Source organism: Bacillus sp. FSL R9-9497 (assembly GCF_038005805.1).
GTDB lineage: Bacteria > Bacillota > Bacilli > Bacillales > Bacillaceae_G > Bacillus_A > Bacillus_A cereus.
Map to the genome: position 1 here is coordinate 2,317,553 of NZ_JBBOTY010000001.1, position 24,647 is coordinate 2,342,199.

A 24,647-nucleotide genomic window follows, 5' to 3' on the forward strand; every position below is an offset into this window, starting at 1 on the left:
AAAGTAAAAAGGTAGGTAAATGACTAGATAATTTCATTATGCTTGTGCTGAAGTAAATAATGATTCCATCTTTACTTTGCTCTTCTCTCGGATTTCAGCATCTGCATGGCGCATCACATATTTATGCGCTACAGCGATTGCTAAAACATCATCTAATAAGCCAATCCCAATAATAGCAGCTATATCTGGAATGAAATCGATTGTTAATACGTAATAAGATAAAGCGGCTAATATTATGAATTTCGCCTTAGTAGGTAATTTTTTCTTTTTCATTGTGTAGAATAAAATAATACTTTCATATACGCTAGATTTACCGAGGTTTACAGAGCTTTTTTTGAACTTTTTCCAAAGTGTCTGTTTCTCCATATAAACACTCCTTTTACAAAACATAGATTTTTTAAAAGGATGGACAAAGAAGTGAGAGATTAATCAATTTTATTGTTTTTCTTAATTATATATTTCCATAAAAATAGGGGATTACCTGTTTAAAATAATATAATGTGGATTATGCAACGATTCATAGTGTTCCGTTACATAGTATATATATTGTAAAATGTATGTGGATGATTTAGTTATTATTATGCATTTTATAAGCGGTATGGGGGAAGCAAAATGAAAATAATAGAACTACCAATTGAATTCGAATTTAACGGGCAAAAACAATGTGTTTATCCAAGTTTAATTATAGTACATAATGAATTAACGTTAGTCGATACAGGATATCCAAGTTTTTTACCTTTAATTGAAAATGCAATATTAAAACATGGATATGAGATGAAAAACTTAAAAAATATAATTATTACTCATTATGATGATGATCATCTAGGGTCTGTATACGATTTTAAAGTGAAATATCCTCAAATTAATGTTATTGCTAGTGAAATTGAATCTAACTATATTAGTGGTGATATAAAATCAGAGAGGTTAGTTCAAGCTGAAGAAATGTTAGAACGTATGCCAAATGAAGAAAAAGAATTTGGTAAATGGTTTATACAACAGTTAAAAAATATAAAACATATTTCCGTCGATGAAAAAGTGCATGATGGTCAAATGATTTTGAATAATGAATGTCAAATAGTAGCGACGCCAGGACATACTTCGGGGCATATTTCATTATATTTTCCGAATTTAGATTGTGTAATTACGGGAGATGCGGCTGTTCAAGAGAATCGTGAGTTAGTAATAGCTAATCCGAATTTTTGTTTGGATATAGAAAAAGCGAAACAGTCTTTAAACAGGATTAAAAGTTTTAAAGCAGCAGAGTATTATTGCTATCATGGAGGAAAGCTTACTGTATAAATTAATGAAAACCGGTCTTTCCTAAATCGAAAAGATCGGTTTTTTAGTTCATATATTTTGCGATTTCAACCAAATCAGTAACATTATATTTCGGTAAAATTGAAATATATATGTAAAGAAGAATATATATATAATTTGAGCAAGGGTATAGGGGGGAGAAGATGGGTTCGTTATTTGATGTAATAGCAAAATTAAGAAGTTCATTTTGTCTTCTACTAACATGGAAGCATTAATAAAATCTGAGAAAAAGCAAAAAGATTTTGTTCATCTAGTACAGGATGAATATAAAAAAAGAAGATAAGAATTTTTTTATTTTTCATATTTGGCGAAACAAATGGTACAATGAAAGCTAATGTGAAAAATAAGGAAAAGAAGTGGTCTATTTGAAAAACTTTTTAGAATTAGGAATTAGTGAAACTTTTAATCATACATTACGTGAAAATGGAATTACAGAAGCAACACCAATTCAAGAGAAGGCAATTCCTGTTATTATGTCAGGTAAAGATATTATTGGGCAGGCGAAAACAGGAACGGGTAAAACGTTAGCATTCGTGTTACCGATTTTAGAAAAAATCGATCCAGAGTCTAGTGATGTTCAGGCTTTAATTGTTGCACCAACAAGGGAACTAGCTCTGCAAATTACAACTGAAATTAAAAAAATGCTTGTTCAAAGAGAAGATATTAATGTACTAGCGATTTATGGTGGGCAAGATGTAGCACAACAATTGAGAAAATTAAAAGGTAATACACATATTGTTGTAGCGACACCGGGGCGATTATTAGATCATATACGACGTGAAACAATTGATTTAAGTAATCTTTCAACGATTGTATTAGATGAAGCGGATCAAATGCTTTATTTTGGTTTCTTATATGATATTGAAGATATTTTAGATGAGACACCTGATAGTAAACAAACGATGTTATTCTCAGCAACGATGCCAAAAGATATTAAAAAATTGGCGAAGCGTTATATGGATGAGCCGCAAATGATTCAAGTACAAAGTGAAGAAGTAACGGTTGATACAATTGAGCAGCGTGTCATTGAGACGACAGACCGTGCAAAGCCAGATGCACTTCGTTTTATTATGGATCGTGATCAGCCATTTTTAGCTGTTATTTTCTGTCGTACAAAGGTTAGAGCAAGTAAGCTTTATGATAATTTAAAAGGATTAGGTTATAATTGTGCTGAACTTCATGGTGATATACCTCAAGCGAAACGTGAAAGAGTTATGAAGAGTTTCCGCGAAGCTAAAATTCAGTACTTAATCGCAACGGATGTAGCAGCTCGTGGACTTGATGTAGATGGTGTAACGCACGTATTTAACTTTGATATCCCTGAAGATGTAGAAAGTTATATTCACCGCATTGGCCGAACAGGACGTGCAGGTGGATCAGGTCTTGCAATTACGTTCGTTGCAGCGAAAGATGAAAAACATTTAGAAGAAATTGAAAAAACGCTTGGTGCACCACTGCAAAGAGAAATAATCGAACAACCGAAGATAAAACGTGTAGATGAAAATGGAAAACCGGTACCAAAGCCGGCTCCGAAGAAATCAGGTCAAAATCGTCAAAGAGATAGCCGTGAAGGTTCAAGAAGTGAATCAAGACGTGATTCGAGAAATAGCTCGAGAAGTGATTCAAGAAATAGTTCTAGAAATGAAAATAACCGATCATTTAATAAACCAAGTAATAAAAAAGGTAGTACAAAGCAAGGTCAGCAAAGACGTGGTCGTTAAATAGTTATAATTGTAAAAGAGTCGCAAAATATTGTGGCTCTTTTTTTGTTTGTATACAACAAGGATGATGACAAGAAAAAACAAAAATTTCATTCACCGTATTTGAAATTTATAAAGGAAATTTTATAGTCCAAAACCAGTAGAGCAAGGGTATTACTACCATGTCGTCATTCAAGAACAAGTGCAACTTATGCATGAAAAATATTTAAGCGGAAAAATCGAGAGAAAGCAATTTGTAACATATTCAAACGGTACGGGAATGTTATGCAGTAGCAAAAGAGAACGGAACTTATTATGTCTACTATTTCGGCAGAACACTTTGGTTGAAAGCAAAGGTATTAAAGTGAGCGAGTATTTTCATTACACGTTCCGCAATTATCGAAAGGGAACAAGAGAAGTTTATGAAGGATTAAACTCGTATTGGTTTACGATCGTTGGAAACTGGAAAACTAATTTGTTAGTTTTGATCAATGAGGAAATCGAGAAGCACCACTGCCATCCTTATGGGGAAATTGCTTATGACGATGAAGGTAATGTAGTGATAATATGCGAAATAAGAAAAAAGGACTAGCAGTCGTACCTGCCGTCCTTTAATAGGAGAAAAAGTAATCTTGTTTAGAACTACGCATAAACAGAAAATCTGCTTGTAATTAGTTTTACCCTAAATATACATGTCTATACAAAAAAGGGATAAGTAAAAGATACTTATCCCCGGAAGGGAAATCCCAAGCACCAAAATGGCTCGTATTGGTCTGCAGGTTCAAAAGTAGTATATGTAAAACGAAAAATCTCATACAAAAAGCAGACAACGATTTTGGTTGTCTGCCAGTGAGTTCAATGAGTTAGCTAATTGTGATAATTTGCATCCCCATTGCGAGAAGAGTGAAGCTGCTAGTTCAAACAGCTTGTTGGTATTATTTTCGATTTCTTAAAAAATATACAGAGAAAGCAGATAAGTGAAGAACCTACCTGCTTTTGCTGTAACAAAAGAAAGAGGTATTAGCCGTGGACACGGCGGCTTGAAAATAGTATGTATTTTTATTTGAAAAATATTCACGGGGTGAAGAAACGTGGAATGTTTGATAAAGGTGTTTGTGAAATTAATCAGCTAATTAGTAAAACAAAATAGTTATTTGGAAGAAAAGGAAAATGAATATGAGATGAATTGAAGCTGTTGAAGAATTACTTGAAGTGATGAAAGAATGCTTTTGGAACGGAACATCTTTAAAGGGTGAAGCTAATGATTTTAATATTGTATCTTGGCTGATTGAAGAAGCGACGCGTAAAACAAAATAAAGATTTCATTTTGTAGCAATGGAGAATAGATATGTGTACTTATTGGGGGAAAGTAGATAAAGAGTTCTTTAAGAGGCAAGAACCGGAACAAAATAAAAGAGCGGCTAGCAAAAGCTAACTGCTCAATACAAGGAGATACAGAGAAGACTACTTTAAATGAATGTTGGCATACAGCCTACATACAGTATTGACCGAATATTTATTTTAAATTCAATTTATTTAAAGTAAACATCCCAACAGATAAAATGGTTGCGCCTGCTACAGAACCTAGCCAGTCTCTCCAACCTAATGTATTTAAAGATGCATCTGTTAAATCCGTAATTAAGAAGATAGCAAACATTAATACACCAAATGTTAAGCATCCCCAAAATGTTTGCAAATATTTAATCATCTTCTTTCGGAACTTGCTCATATAAATCACCCTTATTAATAATTTATATTTTTATAAATAAATTATCGCATGTGCAAAAATTAAAAGTGCGAAATATGCAATATTACATATTGGAACTCAACAAAATACTCCATTGATAAGTACATAGATCGAACGGAGGCATCGTTCTTTTCCTAAAATGAAAGGTGACGATAAGAAACATGAGATACGTTTTAAACAAATTGAGCGGACGTTAAAAAATAAAAATTTATAAAGGAAATAGAAAGTATGGTGTTGTATATGTACGATAATAGGAAACTTTTTGCAAACTAAACATATAATTTTAATAGACCGACAGTCGGTCTGATGGGAAGGAGAACTTGAATGCGAATTGTAAAGGAGTATGAGGAGCGTAGAAAGGAAATTTTAGAAACAGCTGAGCGTTTGTTTCTTACGAAAGGTTTTACGAAAACAACCGTGAATGATATTTTAAAAGAAATTGGTATAGCAAAGGGGACGTTTTATCATTATTTTAAGTCGAAGGAGGAAGTAATGGATGAAATCATTATGAGGATTATTAAAGAGGATGTCACTAAGGCGAAAAGGATTGTCTCCAATCCCGATATCCCCGTTTTAGATAAGTTATTTAAAATTTTAATGGAACAATCACCAAAATCAGGAGATGTCAAAGAAAAAATGATTGAACAATTCCATCAACCAAATAATGCAGAAATGCATCAGAAAAGTTTAGTGCAATCCATTATACATTTATCTCCTGTATTAACGGAAGTTTTAGAGCAAGGAATAGAAGAAGGCATATTTTCTACTCCATACCCACAAGAAACAATTGAATTATTACTCTCTTCAGCACAAGTCATATTTGATGATGGTTTATTCCAGTGGAAACCGGAAGAAATGATGAGAAGAGCTAAGGCTTATATTAAAATGATGGAAGTATCTGTTGGAGCGAAAGAAGGGTCCTTTAATTATATGATCGAGGTTTTAATGAAACAGAAATAGCTTTTTTCTGTTTGGGTGTTATAGACCGGCAGTCGGTCTAGACTAAATGAAGGATGTGATGAAGATGCCAGCAAGTATTCAATCTTCCTTGAAAGATTTTCACTTAATGGTAAGTGGTCAAATTATTACTATTTTAGGTTCAACACTATTACGTTTTGCACTGTCTTTATATGTGCTAGATATAACAGGACGTGCCGATATATTTGCAGGGTTATATGCCATAACGAGTATCCCGTTTTTGTTAGCTCCTCTTGGCGGAGCGATAGCAGATCGTTTCAACCGCCGTAATGTAATGGTCATTTTGGATTTTATAAACGCTGCTATTGTATTAAGTTTTATAGTTTTGTTATTAACTGAATCGGTATCTATTTTATTGATTGGAGCAATTATGTTTTTACTAGCAGTCATTAGTGCAATGTACTCACCAGTTGTTATGGCAAGTATTCCGCAATTAGTTCCAGAGAAAAAGTTAGAACAAGCAAACGGTATCATAAATGGTGTGCAAGCATTATCTAATATAGTTGCACCTGTACTAGGAGGAATATTATATGGCATAATTGGTTTGAAAATGCTCGTAATAACAAGTTGTCTTGCTTTCTTTTTATCTGCAATTTTAGAAATGTTTATTACAATACCTTTTATAAAAAGAGCGCAAGAAAGCCATATCATACCGACAATTGTAAAAGATATGAAAAAAGGTTTTCTTTATGTTTTAAAGCAACCTTTTATTTTGAAGGCTATGTTACTTGCAGCTTTACTAAACTTAATTTTGACACCGTTATTTGTTGTTGGAGGACCTATTATGTTACGAGTAACTATGCAGAGTAGCGATACGATGTATGGAATTGGAATGGGATTAATTGATTTCGCAACCATATTAGGGGCATTGTCAATCGGTTTCTTTGCTAAAAAGTTACAGATGAAAACATTATATAATTGGATGCTTATCATAGCTTTATTAGTAATGCCAGTGGCACTATCATTTACACCGTTTATTCTTAATTTAGGATACTATCCACCATTTATCCTCTTTATACTTTCTTCTCTTCTAATCGCAATGATTATGACAATTGTATCCATCTATGTGATTACTGTAGTCCAAAAGAAAACACCAAATGAAAATCTAGGAAAAGTGATGGCAATTATAGCAGCGGTATCTCAATGTATGGCACCAATTGGGCAAGTCGTATATGGTTTTATGTTCGAAGGATTCAGTACGAAAATTTATTTACCTATATTTGCTATTAGTTTCATAATGACAATAATAGCTATATTGACGAAGAAAATATTAAGAAATGAAGGGAACTAGCTTCATATGCTTAGAGTATTAGCGAAACCCAACCCTAATCAATTCTTCATCATTTATTTCAATTACGAATCTATATTCTTTGTCTAATAGCCAGTAATAAAAACTGACTGCATCAACGTCAACTAGTGATTGGAATACTTTATCAAGATTTGTACTTACTACAGGGATTTCATAGTTATCCCATATTATAAAAATCTGTTCGTCAAAATCTAGTTGGTTTGCTCTAATAAGGGAAATTAGTTGTTCTTTGTTCGAAGCTATGAATTGATTATCTATCTGTTCCCAATCTATTCTTCCCGAGACAGTTATAGGAAATGAATTCATTAAAATAGTAGCAATCTGCTGGCTTTTTTCTTGGGAGAAAATGAGAGTTTCGTTTCCTAGGGATTCAAGGCATTCACTAAATAAAGGGTTTGTGTCATTGTTGTTTTTGGTTTTCAGTGCTCTTAACTTTTGTCGCAATTTCCATTGTCTTGACGATCTATCATCCATTTTTAACATTCCTTATACAATTATTTAAGAATGAGTATAGCATATAAGGGAAGTCTTTATGAAAAGGAACTTTTTAAATATAAATTAAACAAAAGCGTTATTTGAAAAAAAAGCCTTTTAAGGAAAGATAAGAGGCCATCAAAAAATATAACAACATGAAAATTTTATATTATGTATATACAATTTAAAGAGTTAGTGGAAATAATAAAATGTATAAAATTCTTATAAAAAAGCCCTAGGATTAGGGGATCTAGGGCTTCCTCTGTTGGTATATCTCACACGACATTATAAAAAGAAAAGAACTTAATGAAGATAACACATGAATGTTTCGTAAATGTATCAAAAAAGTGAACAAAAGCGTTATTTTAAGGACCATGATATATCATCAAGGGCTTTATAAATATAACTATACATTCGGTAAAGGAGATATTTTGGATTGTATTTTTGTTTCCAGTTCATAATAATCACCTCTCATACAAATAGTTTAATTATATTATAAGGTTATTAAAGAGAATGTTAAGAAAACTTGATATGAATTAAGGTGAATTTAAACAAACTAGTAATTGTAATTAAAAAGCAGTTAGCTTTTGCTAGCTGCTTCACTCACTGGGAGTTTTTTTATGTAATTTAGATAAAGAAACTAGCCATTAAAAATATTGCTTCTATCAAAATTAGAGAATCAACTAAAATCAAGAACTGTTTTTTCTGTAGCTTTTGAAATTCCTTTATTAATCTAAAAACTGCACTTATTCCGAAACAGATGTATAACAAAATCATTATTATTTTTAGTATTACTAACATTCCTAATATAATTAATTAAGTATCAGAAAATATATCCATGTAAGTTTTTAACAAAAACCTTATTTAAATAGAAAATGCCAGCTGAAATGTCAAGGGTGTATCAGCTGGCACTGAAATAGATATTAAATTTTAATATTAGGTTTTTTAGTTCGTACTTTTGTTCTTATTTCTAGAAGAGATTGTACCAAATATTGCTCCGGACATTGCTCCGATCAAAGTCATAAAAATTGCACTCCATACTGCAAATGACATAATTACACCTCCTAATAATAAAATGCTGCAACTATGTTTTTATTATATATGAATTTTAGTATGTTAAGTGGGGGAAAAGTTAGAAAATTAAACAAAACCGTTAATTAAATTAAAAAAAGAGCCCCGCGATAATGGCTGCAAGGCTTCATAAGGTCGAGTTATGTCGTACTCACAAGGGATTTTAACATGAATGTTGTGGTAAACATACTGGTAAATGTATCTAATTTATTTAGAGCATTTATTTTAAACCAAAACGCTATTTGATAAGTATATGTAAAAAAAGAGCGCCTTGTAAAGGCAATCTTTGCAAAGTCTTTTGTCTACTGTCGTGTTTTTATATTTACAATTCAGTAGCTTTGAAAGTTCGTTATTTTTAACAAAAATTTAATTTTATGGAAATGAAAACCCTAGTTTCCTAGGGTAATGGTATAACAGCCAAATATATTTTATTCTTTTATATCGTAACTTAATTTTACGTTAAAAACATCAGGTAAGTGTAACCAATTGCAGAAAATAAAAGAGCAGCCAGCAAAAGCTAACTGCTTGGTTCTCCAAGGGGAAAGGAGAAAGGTTAGGGATTTCATTAAATGAGTTTTGGCTATTGCCTATCTATATTATTAACGGAATATTGAGTTTTATTCACGAAGAACGATGTTTAACTTAATGCATAGCCAACAATCAAAGTTAGTGTTAAAAACACTGATAATACCAATGTTAGTAAGACTGTTGCTACACTTCTAAGCATCGCAATCCAATTATTCATCTTAGAAAATCCTATGATGTCTGCAAAAAAGTTCCTATTGCTAAAACTAGTAATATAAACAAAGGGTGAATGTGTAATAAATCCGTGAAAAATTTGAATAGTTCAAGTGAAATTTCAAAATATAAACGGAATAGCCCAACGCAAACTAAAGAACAAATAAAGGATCATAGATTGATGTTATGCTTCATAGCTTTCTCCTATGTTATCAAAATAGTTTTACTCAATTTTAATGGAAAATAAAAGAAAAAGATAGCGGTTATAAATTAAAATGAATTTTTTAACAAAATAGATCCTTTGAATAGAAAGTGAAGTAATGTAGGAGTTTTTTCTTTGTTTGAAAGTTCAAAAAGATATATAATAATTTTCTGACTATTAATTCGTGGAGGGGTGTTAATGAAAAATGAAACGTTACACACACAAGAAGACATTTTAAAAATGCTTGATTCATTATTAAGACCTGCAGAACCATTTTGGAATGAATTTTATGAGAATAGAGAGAAGGATGTTCCGTTTTTTGGAAATGTTCCAGATGAGAACCTAGTTTCGTATATACAAAAAGAGAGAGTTTCAAAAGGGAAAGTATTAGAACTTGGATGTGGTCCAGGTAGAAACGCCATTTATTTAGCGACTCAAGGGTTTGATGTAACCGCAGTGGATTTATCTGTAGAAGGCATTAATTGGGCTAAAGAAAGGGCATTGGCAAAAGGGGTAGAAATTCATTTTATTTGTGATTCAATTTTTAATTTAGAGGTTCAAAACGAATTTGATTTTTTATACGATTCGGGCTGTTTGCATCACATTCCACCGCATAGAAGAATAAATTATGTGGATTTAATTAAAAACTCATTAAAATCGGGTGGTTATTTCGGATTAACATGTTTTGCGGCAGGCGATTTAGATGAGCGAAATGGATCGGAAATAACAGATTGGGACGTATATAGAGGGTGGAGTCTACAAGGTGGTCTTGCATACTCGGAAGAAAAGTTAAGAGAGATATTTAAAGAATTTGAGGTAATTGAGATTAGAAGGATGAAACAAATGAAACAACCGAAAGAAATGTTTGGAGAATCATTTCTTTGGACAGCATTATTTAAGAAGAAATAATAAAGTAGATAATTGACAAACTCATCGTTTTTATAGACAATATATTAAAAGGAACATACGTTTGTTTTTGGTGGCGTATGTTTTACATAAATACATAGCAAGGGGCTGTCTCCATATGAGTAACGCAAATCAAAAAATTACTACGTTTTTAATGTTTGAGGGCAAAGCTGAGGAAGCAATGAATTTTTATACGTCACTATTTGATCAATCAGAAATTGTAAGTATTTCTCGCTACGATGAAAATGGACCTGGTAAAGAGGGAACTGTAATTCATGCAACTTTTACGCTAAATGGCCAAGAGTTTATGTGTATTGATAGTTATGTAAATCATAATTTCACATTCACTCCAGCTATGTCTCTTTATGTAACTTGTGAGACAGAAGAAGAAATTGAAATGGTCTTTCATAAATTAGCGCAGGATGGAGCGATTCTTATGCCTTTAGGTTCTTATCCGTTTAGTAAAAAGTTTGGCTGGTTAAATGATAAGTATGGTGTATCTTGGCAGTTAACTCTTGCTGAATAAAAAAAGAAAAAGCGTAGCTTATTTGTTTAATGGATTTAGTTAAAAGCTTGAAAAATGAAATAACATAAAAAAGCGTTCCAACTGTCAACAGATTTGGAATGCTTTTTTTATGTGGAAGTGAGTTGTTTAAAACTTACCAATTCTACGATTATTTTAAATGAATGGAATGGATGTATAATTTTTTGTCTTTTTAGAATTTTTAGCGATTATTAGCGTTTATCTGTTAATATAAATATAGACAACTATGTATGAACTATCAGGCGGGTTAATAGAAAAAGGAAAGCATAAATAGTTAATAAGTTTACACTTAAAATGCAACTAGATCGTTAGGAGGAATAATTGTAATGGATACTACACAACAAAACAGTAATGCATGGGATAAGAAGGTGGAAGAAGGTTCTAGATACACGCAGTCTGTAAGTAGCGAGATTATTGAGAAAAGCAAATCAGGTGAATGGGAGATTACAGTCACTACGGAAAAATCAGTTCCTAGAGAATGGTTTCCAAAGTCATTAGATGGATTAAAGATACTTTGCTTAGCATCAGGTGGCGGACAACAAGCACCAGTTCTATCTGCTGCTGGAGCAGATGTAACAGTTACTGATATATCTAAGAAGCAATTGGAACAAGATGAAAAGGTAGCAAAACGGGATGGTTTAACTTTAAAAACCGTACAAGGAGATATGTCAGACCTTAGTGATTTTGAGGAAGAATATTTTGATATTGTTGTAAATCCTGTGTCTAATTTGTTTGTAAAAGATGTTCATCTTGTATGGAATGAAGTTTCTAGGGTTTTAAAGAATAAAGGTGTTCTTATTGCTGGATTTACAAATCCGTTACTATGGATTTTTGATGATAACCAAGAGCAAAAAGGTATTCTGGATGTTAAACATTCAATTCCTTCATCAACATTGGATTATTTACCAGAGGATGAAGTTCAAGATTACATCGATTCAAATCAAACAATAGAATATGCGCATACTTTAGAAGACCAAATCCAAGGTCAAATTGAAGCTGGTTTTGCTATAACAGGTTTTTATGAGGATGATTTTGGTGGAACAAGGATATTAGATAAGCATATTAAAACATTTATTGCGACAAAAGCTATAAAGTTAAAGATGGATTAAGAATTTTTGCTTGTCACACGGGGCGTTAGTCGAAGAAGGCTCTTAAAATAGAAAAGGATGGTGCTTTCCATCCTTTTCCTTATGTATTTTGAGTGTCGAAACTATTCTCAAAACAAGCTTTACACTACTAGTTGTATAATTAGGTTATGCTTTTATATTAAGAATTTTGCTGACCGAATCTTTTCCCGAGTTTAGCTAACAATTCAGGTTGATCGCTTTGGCTCATTATAACTTCAATAAAGATAAGTTGATTCTTATTAAAAATTATATTTGCTAAGGTTTCTGCTAATTCTGCTTCATTTTCTACTTTAAATGTTAGACTTTTTTCTTCTGATCCAAATATCATTGATAGTTTATTGTAATCCCACATCTGTATGTCATTATAAGGTTGGTTTTGGCCGTGAATGGCACGTTCAACAGTGTATCCGTTGTTATTGATTAAAAATATAATCGGTTTTAAATTTTGACGTAGTATAGTTGATAACTCTTGGGCAGTTACTTGGAAAGAACCATCACCAATAATTAAAATGTTGCGCCGTGATAAATTGGCGAGCTGTGTACCAAGTAGAGCGGGCAGTGTATATCCGATAGATCCCCATAACGGTTGTCCTACATATGCAGTGTTATTAGGTAGAGGGATAGCAGCGCTACCAAAGAAAGGTGTTCCTTGCTCTACAATTAAGACGTCGTTTTCTTGTAAGAAATGGTATATATGCTGCCAAAAACGTTTTTGTGTGACCATTTGTGCTTTTGGATTGAACTCTTCAGTAAAAGGTGATGATTCTAAAATAAATGGCTTAATGTCAAGGGTATTTTTATTACGATGCTCAATTAAATCACTTAAATGTTGTAAAACATCCTGCATTACAACTGGACCGTATTTTTTATCTATAATTTTCACAGTGTAGGGATGGATTTCTATCACTTGTTCTTTTGTAAAACCTTGTGTGAAGCCGCCTGTAATAGTATCAGTTAACTTCACACCAATACTAATAATACAATCAGACTCATCAATTCTTTTTCGCAAGTACGGAGAACTTACATCACCAGTATAAACACCTATAAATTGAGGGTGTTTTTCTGGGAATATTCCTTTTCCCATACTTAACGTCGCGATGGGAAACCCAGTTTTTTCTACGAATTGATGTAAATTTTCTTTAGCGTGAAATCGATCTACTTCAAAATCAGCTAAAATAACAGGTTTTTTGGCGTTTTTTATTTTTGAAGTGGCATGTAGAAGCATTTTATCCAACGCTTCTTTATTACTTAAAATCGGTTTATATAAAATTGGTTCCGTAGGTTTATTAATTGGTTTATTATACACATCAATCGGCAAATTAATATGAACAGGGCGTTTTTCATTCCAACATGCACGTAAAACACGGTCAATTTCCTCAACAGCATGCTCAGGTGTTACATTTGTTTGTGCCACAGTGATTTCTCGATACATATTGGAAAAGTGGTCGAACTTTCCATCGCCTAACGTATGATGAACGATTGCTCCATTTTCCATTACTTTTGTTGGTGGCGTACCCGTGATTTTTATAACTGGTACGTTTTCTGCATATGAGCCAGCAATGCCGTTAATGGCGCTTAATTCTCCGACACCGAAAGTAGTAATAAGAGCAGCGATTCCTTTTATGCGAGCGTACCCATCTGCTGCATATGCAGCATTTAATTCATTACAATTGCCAATCCATTTTAAACTTTTATGTGCTATCACATCATCTAAAAAGGCAAGATTATAATCACCAGGAACCCCAAATATATGTTCAATTCCTAATTCGTGTAGTCTATCCAATAAATATGTACTTACAGTATATTGTTTTTTCAAATGAATCATCTCCTAATTATGCAATGAATGTTTCAATAGACTAAAGAAGTTCTAATGCGTTGATTAAAATATTCATTACTAGATTGTGGTATAATTTACATACAGGGGGAAAGTAGATGACACAACATAAAGAAGAGCAGATGAATGAGGCATTAGCATTATTTTATTTTGCATATAAAACATTTACTGAAAAGCCAGATGAAATTATAAAAGAATATGGCATTCAACGAGTACATCATCGAATTTTATTTTTTATCGCACGTTTTCCAGGGATAAGTGTAAATGAGTTATTATCACTATTAGAAATAAGTAAACAAGCTCTCCACGGGCCGCTACGTCAACTTGTGGAAAAGGGCTTAATTGAGAGTAATGAAGCTATGCATGATCGACGTGTAAAACAGTTGTCTTTAACAGAAAAAGGTACAGATTTAGAGAAAAAACTGAGTGATGTACAAAGACAACAAATGGGTGCTATTTTTTCAAAATTTGGTGAATCATGTGAGGACAATTGGCACCAAGTTATGAATGAAATGGCAAATAGCCGATCAGGTTTTGATGCTTGGATATCGAAACGGGAAATACCAGTCGATCAAAAATAATGAAAAAGCTTCTGTTTTTATCGTTTGAAAAAGAACAAATTTTATCCATACATTTGGCAACTATCGATTGGTCATAGAGTGAATGGATGAAAAGATACATTACTAGATACTTTATACGTGTACGTAATGGAACAATAAAATTCACATTTCCGAAAGGGGAATTATAATGATAAAACTTGTACTTATTCGTCACGGACAAAGTTTATGGAATCTTGAAAATCGCTTTACTGGATGGACAGATGTTGATCTATCAGAGAATGGATTAAGTGAAGCGAGAGAAGCAGGAGCAATATTAAAGAAAAACGGATATACTTTTGATGTGGCTTATACATCTGTATTAAAACGCGCAATTCGGACGTTATGGATTGTACTTCATGAGATGGATCTTACTTGGGTCCCAATACATAAATCTTGGAAGCTAAATGAAAGACATTATGGTGCATTGCAAGGGTTGAATAAAGATGAAACTGCTCAAAAATATGGTGAGGAGCAAGTTCATATTTGGAGAAGAAGTGTTGATGTAAGACCACCGGCTCTTACTGAAGACGATCCTCGATATGAAGCGACCGATCCAAGATATAAAACACTCAAAAAAGGTGAATTTCCATTAACTGAATGTTTAGAGGATACGGAGAAGAGAGTACTTGCTTATTGGCATTCAGAAATTGCGCCGACATTAAAAAGTGATAATAAAGTAATTATTTCATCACACGGTAACACAATTCGCTCGCTAGTAAAATATTTAGACAAACTTTCAAGTGATGGTGTAGTTTCATTAAATATTCCAACTAGCATTCCGCTTGTTTATGAATTAGACGAAAACTTAAGTCCGATTCGTCATTATTATTTAAGTATGGATGGAGAAGTACCTGAAGGGGAAATTCCGAAACATATTTCTTTTTAATACGAAAATTTGAAATGAATGCTTGTCTACATATACAATATAGACTCATGGTAAAGTGGAATTTTAATCAGTGGGGTCTTACTGCCCACAAATAGCAGGATAAAAGACGTGGTACCTTCTAATATATATGCGATGTAGCTAATTTTAGAAGCTTGTCCACGTCTTTTGTCATAAAGAGAGCAGCTTGCGCATGTAATGGTATCGTGAGTAGTTTTTGAATGGAGGGTGATGTGATTAATGATCTCTAACATTCGAATTGGCTTATTTGTTTTAGCGATTGTCTTTGTAGTCCTTGTTTTCTTTTATTGGAAAAATGAAGAGTTGTACGAGGAGAAAAAGCAACGTATTAGAAAGACTTGGTATGGTTTGTTTATCATATCTGTCACCGTGTATTTCATGATAAAAGGAATCGATTTAACCCTCTGGAAAAATCTTTTAATGTTTACTGCAATGGTTATTTTTGTAGATATTGCATTCATTTTAACGCCTAATATTTCAGAAATATGGGGTGCGAAATTTAGCGATATTGGCAAGACAGTTCAATCCATAAAAAGATCATTAATTGCATCTAAAGCGAGAGGAGAAATATACACGACAATTATTCAAAATGTTAATCCAGCAGTATTCGGTACGATGGAATGGCATACGGAAGAGGAATATACAAAGAGCTTAAATGCATTTTTAGATTCATACGGGGAAAAGATTGGCGCGAAAATTGTTGTTTTTGAAGCCGCGAAAGAATTAAATACAAACTTTCGTGGTATTCGCTCGCAATTTAGTATTATCGTTCCGTTAGAACATATCGAGCAATTGAATGAGCAGAAAGCGGTGCAAGTAGAAAATGTCGGGGTTATACCAGCAAAAATAGTAAGTGACGTTTTCATTGTTATTGATGGAAAGAAAAATAACCTGCAAGATCGGGATTTTGAAAATGTATATAATTTAACAATACATCATAGTTATTTTAGTAAATAAGGACAGAATCTTTTTCTGTCCTTTTCTTCTATACATAAATTAAAAACAAAATCCGACAAAGTTGAATAAAATTGGACAATCATTCCTACACTAGCATGTAGAGGTGATTGTAGTGGTAAAAGATTATGACAATGATTTTTTTAAAGAAGATAACGAAGATACAACAGATTTCTCTTTAATAAAAGGGGATACGTTGCAGCAAGTAGAAGAATTAGAAGAAGAATTAAAAAGAAAATCATAAGTGTACACTCTTTCTACATTTGCTATATAATATAAATAAAAGGTTGTATCTTTTTGAAAAGGGGGAGAAGAGATGGCTGAAGTCAATGTACAAAAGTCTTCGTTTTTTAAAGAAAAAAAAGAAGAATCCAATACAGATTTCTCTCTTGTGAAAGGTGCATTAACGGAGAATATAAATCGGTTAGAGAAACTGATGAATAATAGTAGTTCAAAATATATACAGGTGAAAAAAACAAAAGAAAATGCATAGAGCATTTTCTTTTGTTTTTTTATTTAATAGTAAACTTATCTTTTACTTTTTCAGGTAAATCTGCTTTCTGAATCTCTTCATAGGACTTTACTTCAATTGATGATATTTCATTTTTGCTATTATCATCTTGATCTACATAAAGGCGTAAAAACGCGTCTTCATTTAATTTATGGTTGTTTTCTTTTTTTGTACTTCTAAATGTAATTTGTTTTTTGACACCATCTTCATCATATGCGGGCAGCGTATAGTTTCGTAAGTTTCTACCATCTACTTTTTCGATAGTTCCTTCGCCTTTTATCTGCATGTAATATACATCCTTACCAATTCTATTTAGTGACGCTCTCTCACAGCCAATAGTAAAACTAAAAAATAATAAACATAGTGTAATAATTGCTAAAAACTTTTTCATTTTCTTTATCTCCTTTAATGTGTTTCTTTAAAAAGTATACGACTATTATTAAATGAAAAAAATCGATATAGCTTACAACGCCCTTACAATATTGTAAGAGTGTTGTACATAAAATGAACAATAAAAGTTAAAAGAAAGGTAAAATAATGAATCATGGTATAATGATAAAAGACTTACATACTATTTTTTCATTTTGAGAGGAGCTTGAAAAATGTATTCTACTTTAGAACAATTAACAAAGCACCCTGTATTTTATCATTTTGCAGAAATTTCAAAGATTCCTAGAGGATCAGGTAATGAAAAGGAAATTAGTGATTATTTAGTGGGCTTTGCAAAAGAGCGTGACTTAGAAGTCATTCAAGATGAAGCATTAAATGTCATTATTAAAAAAGAAGCAACAGCTGGTTATGAAAATGTACCAGCTATTATTATTCAAGGTCATATGGATATGGTTTGCGAAAAAAATCAAGCAACAGTACATGATTTTGAAAAAGATCCAATTGAATTACGAATCATTGGGGACATGTTATATGCAAATCAAACAACTCTAGGTGCTGATAATGGTATTGCAGTTGCGTATGCATTAGCTTTATTAGATTCGAAAGAAATTCCGCATCCAGCACTTGAAGTCGTTATCACTACTGAAGAAGAAACGACAATGGGCGGGGCTTTTGCTATTGATCCAAATCATTTTGAAGGAAAGATATTTATAAATATTGATTCTGAAGAAGATCATAAATTACTTGTAAGTAGTGCAGGTGGTGCGAAAGCTGTTGAAACAATTCCCGTAATTTGGGATGAAGCGCCAGCGAATATGGATGCATACCGTCTATATGTTGGTGGTCTAAAAGGCGGACATTCTGGTATGGAGATTGATAAACAACGCGGTAATGCGAACAAAGTATTAGGACGAGTATTACGTGATTTATCAGCACGTACGGAGTTTTACATAAGTGAAGTTCACGGCGGATTAAAAACGAATGCAATTCCGCGTGAAAGTGTAGCTACAATTTTAATTCGTACAGAAGATGTAGGACAAGTAGAAGAAAAACTAGAATCATGGACACGTGTATTACAAGAAGAAATGCGTGCTGTTGATCCAGATGTTCATGTTACACTGACAAAATTGGATGAAACAGTTGAAAAAGTATTTGCTAAAGAGACACAAAAGCAGCTTATTTCATCATTATTCTTAATTCCGAATGGCATTCAAAGTATGAGCATGGATATTAAAGGTCTTGTAGAAAGCTCAACAAATTTAGGCGTTATTGAAACGTTGCAAGATGAAATTAAATTACGTAACGAAGTGCGAAGTTCTGTAAGTAGTTTAAAACAACATGTTGCAGAAGAAATCAAATATATTGCTGAATTAGTTGGTGCTACATTTGAAATAGAGTCAGAGTATCCAGAATGGCCATACAATCCAAACTCACAAATTCGTAATTTATTTGAAAAAGTACATCAAGAAAAATACAATAAAGAAATTGAAATCTTCGCTGTGCATGCGGGGATTGAGTGTAGCGCATTCGTTCAAAAGATGCCTGAATTAGATGCAATTTCATTCGGACCAGACATTTTCAACGTCCACACTCCAGATGAACATATCAGTATCTCTTCTGTAGTGAATAACTGGGGATTCTTCATTGATGTAATGAAGGGTACGAAAGAATTAGCTAAGTAATAACGACGAAATAAAAAGGAGCCTATAAAAATTTATAGGCTCCTTTTTTGTATTGGAATTTATCCCGCTATTTGCCGGGCAGCCCGATTGGTTCAACTAATAATCGTGGGGGATGAATAAAACCACTACTGATTAAAGTTTCACTTTATGAGAAGTCATTTTTCGTTAGTATGTAATATTAAGCTTGAACAATTAATAAGGATGAATTGTTGATGTTTTTTAGTACTAATGAAGGGGTGGAGAAATGAAGGAAAGAAAGCATTTTATTGTTTGTATGTTTTTATTGTTTTTCACATTTAGTTTTATTGGTGTTCAGAAAATAATAGCAGAAGAAGTTGAATTTTCAGGAACAACAGCTCCATTGAATGTAAATGTTAGAGAGGCAAAAAGTTTGAATGCAAATATTGTAGATGTGATTCCCGGAAATAAAAAAGTATCTTTTAAAGGATGGGAGTATGGTGAAGCGGTTAAAGATTACTGGACAGGAAATTTAGATAATCGTTGGTTTTATTATTTTAAAGATGGAAAAAAAGTATATGTAACGTCAGCGTATATTAATGGAAATCCCCCAAGTACACCAACAGACCGTAAATTATCTGTACCTAACATATTACAAGAAAGATCAAATTGGTGTTGGGCAGGCACTTCGGTTTCAGTTTTAAATTATTTTGGGAAAACTCCTTCACAAGATCAGTATGTTAGGTATGTTAAGGGTGGGTCATATAATAATCCTGCAACTTCACGTGAAATACAATATGGATTATCGGGATATGGTGTTAGCTCAGCTATAAGTTCTGGAGCAAAATCTTATGATTGGTTCAAAAGTCAAATTAATAGTAATCAGCCGATGATTGCACTCATTATGTGGCAAAATGGAGCTAACATCGGACACTTTCTAGTACTTGATGGATTTTATAAAGGGACAAATGGAACAGATTATATAACATACATGGACCCTTGGTATGGTGATCATTATAATCATAATTTCAGTACGTTCCATAACAATAATAATTTTTGGTGGAGTGAAACTGTTTATAATATCCATGCAAACTAATAATATTAAAAGCGGGGGTTCATAAATGGGAAAACTACTTAAGCTTGTGATACTGTGCATGTGCTTAATGACCGTTATTATTTTCGCTAGTAAAATTAGTTATGCATCAAAAAATAAAAGTGAATCAGTACAATCGATCGCATTAAAAGATTATCAATATAGTAAGGGAAGTTCTTCTGAAAATTTAAGTTTTGAAAAAATAACAACATCTCCATTTTCGTTACCAATCTATGAAACAATTCCAGCACAGCAAATTTTAAATAGCTCTGAATTTAAGAATTTACTATTACCAACAAATGAAAAGCTGTGGTTTATTATGAAGGGTGAGCAGCCAGAAGGACTAATTGTTGCGAATGATACTGAACCGATTCGAACGGGCGGAGAAAATAGAAGTAAAGATTTATATGGATTATATAAAGCAATAAAAAATAATACAAATGAAACAAAAGATATTAGTTATTTCGAATTTGAAGGGCAAGGAATATTGGTAGTAAATCAAAATAATGATCAAGAAATATACCTTAGTAAAGGTGCCGCTGCCATATTAAAACTTCCTGCTGGTCAAAAAGTATTGAGCAGTGAAGTAATACAGAAAATGAAAGAGAGAATTGTAACTGGTTTTGAATAGTGGTAATGTCTGATTTTTTTTTGTTTATACAAGGTTGAATAGGGAACAGGATCAATGGTAGCATTAGGGCATCTTTACTGTTTGAAACCTAATAGTGTATATAAAAAGGTTAGAGAAGTTAATTCTCTAACCTTTTTATATTAATGTCTGAAATTTAAAAAGTGATGGAGTAAACCAAATAATAAAAGTTTGTTTGCTCTTCTATTTTTATTTGCAATTTAAACTCGTTATATTCCGCTATCTATTGTACAACCTTTTTACATAGCTGAATTTTTTTATTTGAAAATAAGGGTGCATCTATAAAACCATAATGATAAACTAAAATACCTAATTCCACTCTAGAATTAATATGCCATTTTTCTTTAATATGATTAATTATCGTTGAAATTCTTCGAGGGGTAACATATATTTTTTTGGAAATTTCTGCATCCGTATATCCTTTTGCTACATAAATAGCCACTTCTAACTCTCTTTCGGTCAACATTCTTTTCATAAAATACGCTCCTTCGAAATTATTTATATAAATATCAAAAGAAACTATTAAAAGAAATAAAGGTGAAAAATCATATTTATTTTAATCCGGCTATTTGCGGATAGTAAGACTCCCACCTCAAAATCTAGATGTGGCAAAGAAGTCGGACTCCCTGTAAACGCCTGCCTGGGATGGACTAATAATCAGTGGGGGTGAATAAAACGCACATTGATTATTAGTGAACCATATTTTAATAATTTCTCGTATTGTGGTACAAGTTTGTAAAAGAAACTATAAATCCATATAATTAGTAATTGTAACTATATCAATTTTACATTACATTAAAAGTTGGAAAATATTCTTATACTCATAAAGTGTTACATTTGAGGGAGGAAAGATGGAATTCTACAATCTTGGTATTATTATTAAAGAACTTAGAAAGAAAAAAAACATGTCACAATCTGAATTATGTCATGGAATATGTTCACAAAGTCAAATTAGTAAGATAGAAAAAGGTATTATTTATCCATCTAGCATATTGTTGTATCAATTATCTGAAAGACTTGGTATTGATCCAAATTATATATTCGCACTAACCAAAAATAAAAAAATAAAATATATTGAAAATGTAAAATGTGTAATGAGAGATTGTGTAAAACAAAAACAATATAATGAGCTTTACGAAATAGTAAAAAAAGAGAAAAATGATGATAATTTCCAATCAAAAGAAGATAAACAATTTCTATTATGGCATGAAGCGATTGCTATATATTATGTAAATGGAGCAACAAGTAATGCTTTTGACATTTTAAATAGAGCACTAAAACAAACCTTAAGTAGTACTAACTTTTTATCAGAAAAAGAAATAAGCATAATGAATTCAATTGCTATAATACATGCAGAAAATGAAGAGTATGAGAAAAGTATAAATATATTAAAACAAAGTTTAATTAATTTTAATAAGATAGAATTTCCTAGAGAAAAAGAAATCAAATTAAGACTCATTCATACGTTAACAAAATGTTTACACCTTGCAAATCAATATGAAGAAGCAATAAAGTATAGTGAAATAGGCATAAAATTAGCCATAAATATGAATACTTTATACTTATTAGGTGAATTGTTTTTTGAAAAAGGTGCAATTTTATTGAAAGTTCAGCACTCTAATGAAGTTGGTTTAACAGACATAAAAAAAGCATTATTTATATTTGAACTAACTGAAAGAAAACAATATATAAAAATGATCAAGGAAAAATATATTAAAAATCAAGAATAAACAAGAAAGAATTTTAACATAAACTATTCCTAATTGTTATTTATTTCTAAAAAAAGTACTGTAATACGAACTATTCCTAATTGTTGTTTATTGCTAAAATGAATACCGTAATATTAGATAAATATAAAGGGTGGCATTTTATGAAATCAAGAGGAATTACTCGTAAAGCAGATAGTATGGGGCGTATTGTTATTCCAATGGAAATAAGACGGAGTTTAGGAATTGTAGAAAAAGATTCTCTTGAAATGTTTATAGAAGAGGATCAGATTATTTTACGAAAATATCAATCTCCAAGAGCTTGTGCACTTACAGGAGATATTTCAGACAGCAATATTTCGTTAGCGAATGGGAAGATTATTGTAAGTCCAAACGGGATGGAACTGTTAATAAAGAAGTTACAGCAATATCTTTTAAAGTAAAAGGTAAGTAAGAACTTTAAAATAGAATATACTTGGAAAAAGTCCTCTATCATTTAGGGGGCTTTTTTATTGTTATCAATAAAATTGAGGGGCCGTAGTTGGTTCAATGGAATACGAATTACCTTGTAAATAGTCTGACTATTTTTTATAAAAAAACTATTCATTTACATTTTTTGGTTTCGTGTTATATTTTTAGTGTTAACATAGTTGTATTGAAAATTCTGATTTTAAAATTAGGAAAACTTTAGAAAATGAAATACTCTTACTTGAATTGAAAATCATATAAACATAGTTTGAAAGTAAAGTATGAAAATGAATCAGATTTTTAAATTAAATTTGTCAATTCAATAGAGGTTCGTGGGGGAAATGTAACTAAGAAGAAATCTCTTATACTCCATGTTTTTTATTTGTAAATCGGTAATTCTAATAGCTCTGACGAAAAGTAAAGGAGTAAAAAAGAAGTGGATAGTTTGTTTAATAGAAGATAGGGTGTAAAAAATAAAACAACGGAGGTTTTATAATGAATAAAGGAATACTGCAGATTACAGAAATTGAAGAAATTACTATTCCGAATCTATTGAAGGATAAAATGAAGAATCTAATAGACAATGAATTAAAAACTCATAATCCTTATACTTGTGATCAAGAAATAGTAGCATATTTTTCAAAAGAGTGGCTTAATTGTTTGATTGACTATTCAAAGAAAACCCCGAATTCAGACATGAAAAATCTACTACACATGATAAAAATAGCGAATTGTGGTGGGAACGTACCGCCTATCCTTATTAAAAATACTCCATGTGATCCTATGGAAACACTATTACCTGGGGAAAATCGCAGAGGTTTTAATTATGGTGAAGACGAACACGATAGAATGAAAAAATATTTTTATGCAGAATGGGTCACATGGCTTTTTGCCACACTTTTTAATTATGATGCTTTAATTCACCCATCCGAACATGCTGGGAAAAATAGATTTCATCTCATTTCTCCTTTAAATAACGATGAAGTTTTGCGAAATGTCGGTGCAAGCACCGGTGGCGGGAACTTTTATCAACATAACGATGCCACAGTGTATACAGATATGAAAGAAAAATCAGATATTGAAGCAAGATTGAATACATTCAATACGAATTTAGAAATTGTATCAAATAGACTTAATAAATCTGTGGAACGAATAGTGTCTGAAATTACTTGTGGAAAATTTACTAGAGTTGATGCTCTTTTATTAAAAGGAGTGTTAAATTTAAAAACTCAAACTCATATTGGAACGCCAAAATTACTTCAAAAGCATCTTGAAGAAAATCACTTCAGTAAAGATGACATATTGGCAATAAGTAAAATGCCTATTGCTCATATAGCAGGAATGGCGGATGGTGAAATATCTGGATTTGTAGGGGAAATAAACCAAATTATATTTTTGGATGATAATGGCGATATTATTGCAACTTGTTTAAATGGAGCAGAAAATAGATTGATTTATGTGGGAGAAAGTGAAGAAGAAAAATTGAAATTTGACATGTTTTTAGAACTCTTACGAACAACGCCTACTTATAAGGTTCCACTTACATCTGAAGATTTATTACTTATACCAAATTCTTACTATGGTAAACAAACAAATGTAACTCATGGTAGGGAAAGGTTATCTGAGGAAGAATATAAAATCCCGATTGGAAATAATAAATACGGAAGAAGAATTGTTTGCAGGCAATACGTTTCCAGCCGATTACGTGATCAGAAAGAAAGTTACTTTAAAGATTTAATTAACTAGTTTAAAGAGAGGAGGGCTGATGGGGAGGTTTGGGGTATAA

General features: G+C 32.0%; 24 protein-coding genes and 1 pseudogene. 18 read left to right on the forward strand and 7 right to left on the reverse strand.

Going from position 1 to position 24,647, the window contains the following annotated elements:
- Positions 1 to 36: 36 nt before the first annotated feature.
- Positions 37 to 366: a YkvA family protein gene (locus MKY21_RS12050; RefSeq protein WP_086392413.1), complete on the reverse strand. Its 330-nt coding sequence runs from the start codon at positions 364 to 366 to the stop codon at positions 37 to 39.
- A gap of 246 nt (positions 367 to 612) precedes the next feature.
- Here MKY21_RS12050 and MKY21_RS12055 point away from each other — a divergent pair, with 246 nt between their 5' ends.
- Both MKY21_RS12055 and MKY21_RS12060 read left to right on the forward strand, forming a co-directional pair.
- A complete protein-coding gene (locus tag MKY21_RS12055; RefSeq protein ID WP_000691171.1) occupies positions 613 to 1,299 on the forward strand; it encodes an MBL fold metallo-hydrolase in 687 nt (228 codons plus the stop codon).
- A 374-nt stretch (positions 1,300 to 1,673) separates the two neighbouring features.
- Positions 1,674 to 3,038, forward strand: coding sequence for a DEAD/DEAH box helicase (locus tag MKY21_RS12060; protein ID WP_044797541.1), 1,365 nt, complete (start codon positions 1,674 to 1,676; stop codon positions 3,036 to 3,038).
- 1,495 nt (positions 3,039 to 4,533) lie between these two features.
- Here MKY21_RS12060 and MKY21_RS12065 read toward each other — a convergent pair.
- Entirely contained in the window at positions 4,534 to 4,746 is a 213-nt protein-coding gene (locus MKY21_RS12065) for a hypothetical protein (protein WP_000033163.1), read from the reverse strand.
- 342 nt (positions 4,747 to 5,088) lie between these two features.
- On the opposite strand from MKY21_RS12065, the gene MKY21_RS12070 reads away from it, so the two are divergent.
- Both MKY21_RS12070 and MKY21_RS12075 read left to right on the forward strand, forming a co-directional pair.
- Positions 5,089 to 5,724 (forward strand): TetR/AcrR family transcriptional regulator, encoded by a 636-nt coding sequence (locus MKY21_RS12070; protein WP_016117921.1) that lies wholly within the window; start codon positions 5,089 to 5,091, stop codon positions 5,722 to 5,724.
- A 64-nt stretch (positions 5,725 to 5,788) separates the two neighbouring features.
- Positions 5,789 to 7,033 (forward strand): MFS transporter, encoded by a 1,245-nt coding sequence (locus tag MKY21_RS12075; protein WP_341076339.1) that lies wholly within the window; start codon positions 5,789 to 5,791, stop codon positions 7,031 to 7,033.
- An 18-nt stretch (positions 7,034 to 7,051) separates the two neighbouring features.
- Here MKY21_RS12075 and MKY21_RS12080 read toward each other — a convergent pair whose 3' ends face one another.
- On the reverse strand, positions 7,052 to 7,525 hold the full coding sequence (locus MKY21_RS12080) for a CDI toxin immunity protein (protein WP_000342729.1): 474 nt from the start codon (positions 7,523 to 7,525) through the stop codon (positions 7,052 to 7,054).
- Between the two features lie 1,708 nt (positions 7,526 to 9,233).
- Positions 9,234 to 9,499: pseudogene (locus tag MKY21_RS12085) on the reverse strand (hypothetical protein).
- Positions 9,500 to 9,734: 235 nt separating this feature from the next.
- Between MKY21_RS12085 and MKY21_RS12090 the strand changes: the two are divergent.
- The 3 genes from MKY21_RS12090 (at position 9,735) to MKY21_RS12100 (ending at position 12,095) form a co-directional block, all read left to right on the forward strand.
- Positions 9,735 to 10,445 carry a class I SAM-dependent methyltransferase gene (locus MKY21_RS12090; protein ID WP_044797539.1) on the forward strand — a complete coding sequence of 237 codons (711 nt, stop codon included), beginning with the start codon at positions 9,735 to 9,737 and terminating at the stop codon, positions 10,443 to 10,445.
- Between the two features lie 115 nt (positions 10,446 to 10,560).
- Positions 10,561 to 10,968, forward strand: coding sequence for a VOC family protein (locus MKY21_RS12095; RefSeq protein WP_000063588.1), 408 nt, complete (start codon positions 10,561 to 10,563; stop codon positions 10,966 to 10,968).
- Positions 10,969 to 11,312: 344 nt separating this feature from the next.
- Positions 11,313 to 12,095 carry a class I SAM-dependent methyltransferase gene (locus MKY21_RS12100; RefSeq protein WP_016117925.1) on the forward strand — a complete coding sequence of 261 codons (783 nt, stop codon included), beginning with the start codon at positions 11,313 to 11,315 and terminating at the stop codon, positions 12,093 to 12,095.
- Positions 12,096 to 12,252: 157 nt separating this feature from the next.
- On the opposite strand, the gene MKY21_RS12105 is transcribed toward MKY21_RS12100, so the two are convergent.
- Entirely contained in the window at positions 12,253 to 13,938 is a 1,686-nt protein-coding gene (locus MKY21_RS12105) for an alpha-keto acid decarboxylase family protein (protein ID WP_086392415.1), read from the reverse strand.
- A 107-nt stretch (positions 13,939 to 14,045) separates the two neighbouring features.
- On the opposite strand from MKY21_RS12105, the gene MKY21_RS12110 reads away from it, so the two are divergent.
- The 5 genes from MKY21_RS12110 (at position 14,046) to spoIISB (ending at position 16,897) form a co-directional block, all read left to right on the forward strand.
- A complete protein-coding gene (locus MKY21_RS12110) occupies positions 14,046 to 14,528 on the forward strand; it encodes a MarR family winged helix-turn-helix transcriptional regulator (protein ID WP_000191888.1) in 483 nt (160 codons plus the stop codon).
- A 166-nt stretch (positions 14,529 to 14,694) separates the two neighbouring features.
- Positions 14,695 to 15,432, forward strand: coding sequence for a 2,3-diphosphoglycerate-dependent phosphoglycerate mutase (gene gpmA, locus MKY21_RS12115; RefSeq protein ID WP_044797537.1), 738 nt, complete (start codon positions 14,695 to 14,697; stop codon positions 15,430 to 15,432).
- A 237-nt stretch (positions 15,433 to 15,669) separates the two neighbouring features.
- Positions 15,670 to 16,407 (forward strand): type II toxin-antitoxin system SpoIISA family toxin, encoded by a 738-nt coding sequence (locus tag MKY21_RS12120; protein ID WP_044797536.1) that lies wholly within the window; start codon positions 15,670 to 15,672, stop codon positions 16,405 to 16,407.
- A gap of 112 nt (positions 16,408 to 16,519) precedes the next feature.
- Complete coding sequence (locus MKY21_RS12125; RefSeq protein WP_000237818.1) at positions 16,520 to 16,648, forward strand: hypothetical protein; 129 nt, start codon at positions 16,520 to 16,522, stop codon at positions 16,646 to 16,648.
- 72 nt (positions 16,649 to 16,720) lie between these two features.
- Complete coding sequence (gene spoIISB, locus MKY21_RS12130; RefSeq protein WP_000852627.1) at positions 16,721 to 16,897, forward strand: stage II sporulation protein SB; 177 nt, start codon at positions 16,721 to 16,723, stop codon at positions 16,895 to 16,897.
- A gap of 19 nt (positions 16,898 to 16,916) precedes the next feature.
- Here the strand turns inward: spoIISB and MKY21_RS12135 are convergent, their stop codons facing one another.
- Positions 16,917 to 17,306 carry a YxeA family protein gene (locus MKY21_RS12135; protein WP_000713864.1) on the reverse strand — a complete coding sequence of 130 codons (390 nt, stop codon included), beginning with the start codon at positions 17,304 to 17,306 and terminating at the stop codon, positions 16,917 to 16,919.
- Between the two features lie 211 nt (positions 17,307 to 17,517).
- On the opposite strand from MKY21_RS12135, the gene pepD reads away from it, so the two are divergent.
- The 3 genes from pepD to MKY21_RS12150 all read left to right on the forward strand — a co-directional run bounded on the left by pepD (position 17,518) and on the right by MKY21_RS12150 (position 20,669).
- Entirely contained in the window at positions 17,518 to 18,987 is a 1,470-nt protein-coding gene (gene pepD / locus MKY21_RS12140; protein WP_044797535.1) for a beta-Ala-His dipeptidase, read from the forward strand.
- Between the two features lie 244 nt (positions 18,988 to 19,231).
- Complete coding sequence (locus tag MKY21_RS12145; protein ID WP_000664542.1) at positions 19,232 to 20,041, forward strand: papain-like cysteine protease family protein; 810 nt, start codon at positions 19,232 to 19,234, stop codon at positions 20,039 to 20,041.
- Positions 20,042 to 20,066: 25 nt separating this feature from the next.
- On the forward strand, positions 20,067 to 20,669 hold the full coding sequence (locus MKY21_RS12150) for a hypothetical protein (protein ID WP_000517260.1): 603 nt from the start codon (positions 20,067 to 20,069) through the stop codon (positions 20,667 to 20,669).
- A gap of 241 nt (positions 20,670 to 20,910) precedes the next feature.
- Here MKY21_RS12150 and MKY21_RS12155 read toward each other — a convergent pair whose 3' ends face one another.
- Positions 20,911 to 21,162: a response regulator transcription factor gene (locus MKY21_RS12155; protein WP_000827560.1), complete on the reverse strand. Its 252-nt coding sequence runs from the start codon at positions 21,160 to 21,162 to the stop codon at positions 20,911 to 20,913.
- Positions 21,163 to 21,538: 376 nt separating this feature from the next.
- Between MKY21_RS12155 and MKY21_RS12160 the strand changes: the two genes are divergently transcribed.
- From MKY21_RS12160 to MKY21_RS12170, 3 genes are all read left to right on the forward strand, one after another.
- Positions 21,539 to 22,417, forward strand: coding sequence for a helix-turn-helix domain-containing protein (locus tag MKY21_RS12160; RefSeq protein ID WP_000397983.1), 879 nt, complete (start codon positions 21,539 to 21,541; stop codon positions 22,415 to 22,417).
- 140 nt (positions 22,418 to 22,557) lie between these two features.
- Positions 22,558 to 22,836: an AbrB/MazE/SpoVT family DNA-binding domain-containing protein gene (locus MKY21_RS12165; protein WP_000842216.1), complete on the forward strand. Its 279-nt coding sequence runs from the start codon at positions 22,558 to 22,560 to the stop codon at positions 22,834 to 22,836.
- A gap of 520 nt (positions 22,837 to 23,356) precedes the next feature.
- Positions 23,357 to 24,607: a hypothetical protein gene (locus MKY21_RS12170; protein WP_001032362.1), complete on the forward strand. Its 1,251-nt coding sequence runs from the start codon at positions 23,357 to 23,359 to the stop codon at positions 24,605 to 24,607.
- Positions 24,608 to 24,647 lie beyond the last annotated feature (40 nt).